General features: G+C 41.5%; 2 protein-coding genes and 1 pseudogene. 1 reads left to right on the top strand and 2 read right to left on the bottom strand.

What is annotated here, in order from left to right:
* Window positions 1–257: pseudogene (locus QTO00_RS18815) on the bottom strand (methyl-accepting chemotaxis protein); the annotation flags it as partial.
* Window positions 258–595: 338 nt separating this feature from the next.
* The gene (locus QTO00_RS18810) at window positions 596–1,372 is read right to left on the bottom strand and encodes a DUF4344 domain-containing metallopeptidase (protein ID WP_331426122.1); all 777 of its coding nucleotides are present in this window, start codon (window positions 1,370–1,372) and stop codon (window positions 596–598) included.
* Window positions 1,373–1,518: 146 nt separating this feature from the next.
* On the opposite strand from QTO00_RS18810, the gene QTO00_RS18805 reads away from it, so the two are divergent.
* Window positions 1,519–1,875 (top strand): YibL family ribosome-associated protein, encoded by a 357-nt coding sequence (locus QTO00_RS18805; protein WP_038204013.1) that lies wholly within the window; start codon window positions 1,519–1,521, stop codon window positions 1,873–1,875.
* The last annotated feature ends 198 nt before the right edge of the window (window positions 1,876–2,073 follow it).

Here is a 2,073-nt window from a genome sequence, read left to right as displayed (position 1 = left end):
AGGCTTTTTAATGTAGGGAGTGCTTCTTCAAGTGATGCACCACGAGCTAGTAAAGGTTCTAAAGCGGATTTTGCCATTTGAATGTAGTTTTTTAGTTCCGCTTTTTTCATGTTCGTCATGTTGGTGTGGGTGACTTTTATCTGCTGTTCATTGAGCTCAGTTGTCTTCATGTAGGTGAAACTCAACATACCGATTGCAATGACCAGCAATGGAACTAGTGCCAAAATGTAAAGGCGGCTACGAATAGTAAGACTCATACGAACTTCCTGTATTAGTAATTATACATTCTTGCTTTGTTAAAACTGTGTCTGAATTAAGCGTAAGCAAAGAGTTTAGTTATTGGAATTATTGATGTAGAACCAAAGTTAATACACTAAGGTTAGCTAATTTATCGGCATTTGGCTGCGAATTTGAAGAGGTTTGTTGGTCTGAGGAGTTAGACATTGGTCGAATAGTGTCTGATTGTTGATTGACCTAACATTTTGTATGCATGATCAAACGGTTAGATGCTCGACGATATTTGATGTGCAATTAGGTGAGCTAGTGGAAAAGAAAGGGCAAAGAAAAAGTTTCTCTACCCTTGGATAAAGCATTGCTATTGTTCTTGAGTTGATTGCTCGACATTTAAGTAGTAATGCCAGTTGTAACCAATGTTTCTGTACTGGAAAACACAAAAATCTTTACGATCGGCTAAGAAGTCATTTTCGACTTCATCGAGCAAACCTTGATGCTGTTTCGGGTCACTGCCATAGACTAAACATAAGGTAGAGAAGTAGCGTTGAAGATCAAAGCTGTGTTCATCGATATACTCACCAAATGCGTATTTGTCTGGCTTATCTTCTGATTCAAAGGCGAACATATCTGCAGCGCTAATTGCCGCATCGGCACCATTTTCAACATATTCAATCATTATTAGGGCAGCGAAGTTATCGACTGCGTCTTCTTCTTTGCCAAGTATTGGGATGTTTTGGTCTGCAATGTAAGCGTGGCCAGCTTCATGTAGCAATGTATGTAGTACCGTATCTAATGCCCCTAATTCAGCGGACTTACCGTATTTCTCGTCATACTTGTTCTTTTTGAAGTAGTGCAGCGCTTCTTGGTAGAAATGGTAAGGCATGTGCACCACATGGTTCTGCGGATCGTACATAGGACCATCGTCACTGCCATACTGAACGGTTAGCGTGTTGTTGAAAGGGAAAAGTTGATCGGAAAGGTCAATCAAAGTTTGGTTCACTTCGCTCTCTTCAATGGCTGTTTTTAGCTCGGCTTCGCTGGCGTTGTTTGGCTCTAGATAGCGAATCACGATGTTGTCTGAAGCGGCAAAAGCGCTACTAGAAACAAGAATGGCAGGCAAGAGCAGGCGTGAAAGCATAACTAATCCTTATTGATGCTGGATAATAATAGTTTTACTTAATAATGATATAAATTCCAAGTGGTTTGAGAGTGATTATAATTAGGGCAGTGGGTGGGCTTTATGCTAAACTCGCCGCCCTTTTCCGTTTCTATATGAGTGTGACCATGAGCCTAAAGCAAGAACTACAAAATATTAATAACCGTCTAGATAACTGCAAACGTAAACTAGAGGCAGCCAAAGGCCGTGGTGACCAAGAGATGATCACTAAGTTTACTAATGATATCGACAAGCTGACTAAGAAAGCTAACTCAATGAAACACAAACAGAGTTACGACATGAACAAAGAGCGCAAGAGCTTGTTAGACATGCCGTTTTCTCGTGAGATCACTAAAGCTGAGCAGGCGGACATGGGTAAGCTGAAAAAATCGGTACGCGGTTTAGTCGTGGTTCACCCTATGACGAAACTGGGCAAAGAGCTCCAACTTAAAGTAATGACAGGTTACGCACCAAAGAAATTCTAATTGGTCTTTATGACGGATTAAGAAGAGAGCCAGTACTATTTAAGGTACTGGCTTTTTTGTTTGCCCAGCGAAGCTGGCAAACCCGTCAGGTTGAAAGAAACCTGAATCACCCCGACTGAGGGGAAGATAATCCGAATTGCAAGGGCGTTGCTGGCCAACGGCAGGGTCTGAAGGAAGCAATAGGAAGTTAACAGTACA

The organism is Vibrio sp. M260118 (assembly GCF_036533755.1).
Lineage (GTDB): Bacteria > Pseudomonadota > Gammaproteobacteria > Enterobacterales > Vibrionaceae > Vibrio.
This window is presented reverse-complemented; position numbering and strand designations above follow the sequence as displayed.

Excerpts from the sequence above, each read along its gene's own strand:
- QTO00_RS18810 (WP_331426122.1), bottom strand. The coding sequence starts at position 1,372 with ATGCTTTCACGCCTGCTCTTGCCTGCCATTCTTGTTTCTAGTAGCGCT.
- QTO00_RS18805 (WP_038204013.1), top strand. The coding sequence starts at position 1,519 with ATGAGCCTAAAGCAAGAACTACAAAATATTAATAACCGTCTAGATAAC.